Raw genomic sequence first — 349 nt, forward strand, 5'->3', positions numbered from 1 at the left:
GTGCGTTTTGGTCTTGTTTAGTTTTGAAGGAACTTGGAAAAGATCCTACAACATCATATCTTCGATATGAAAGATGGGCCTGTAGCTCAGCTGGTTAGAGCGCACGCCTGATAAGCGTGAGGTCGGTGGTTCGAGTCCACTCAGGCCCACCATGACCTTCCGCAGTAGCTCAGTGGTAGAGCTATCGGCTGTTAACCGATCGGTCGTAGGTTCGAATCCTACCTGCGGAGCCAAATGGAGAAGTACTCAAGTGGCTGAAGAGGCGCCCCTGCTAAGGGTGTAGGTCTTCTATAAATCGGGGCCTTAGCTCAGCTGGGAGAGCGCCTGCCTTGCACGCAGGAGGTCAGCG

The 349-nt window shown here is 53.3% G+C and carries 2 tRNA genes; both read left to right on the forward strand.

Annotated features, from left to right (window positions below):
- Nucleotides 1–75 precede the first annotated feature (75 nt).
- Nucleotides 76–152: transfer RNA gene (locus BA1_RS18320), tRNA-Ile, on the forward strand.
- A gap of 6 nt (nucleotides 153–158) precedes the next feature.
- Nucleotides 159–233: transfer RNA gene (locus tag BA1_RS18325), tRNA-Asn, on the forward strand.
- Nucleotides 234–349 lie beyond the last annotated feature (116 nt).

The sequence above is a fragment of the Bacillus xiamenensis genome (assembly GCF_000300535.1).
GTDB lineage: Bacteria > Bacillota > Bacilli > Bacillales > Bacillaceae > Bacillus > Bacillus xiamenensis.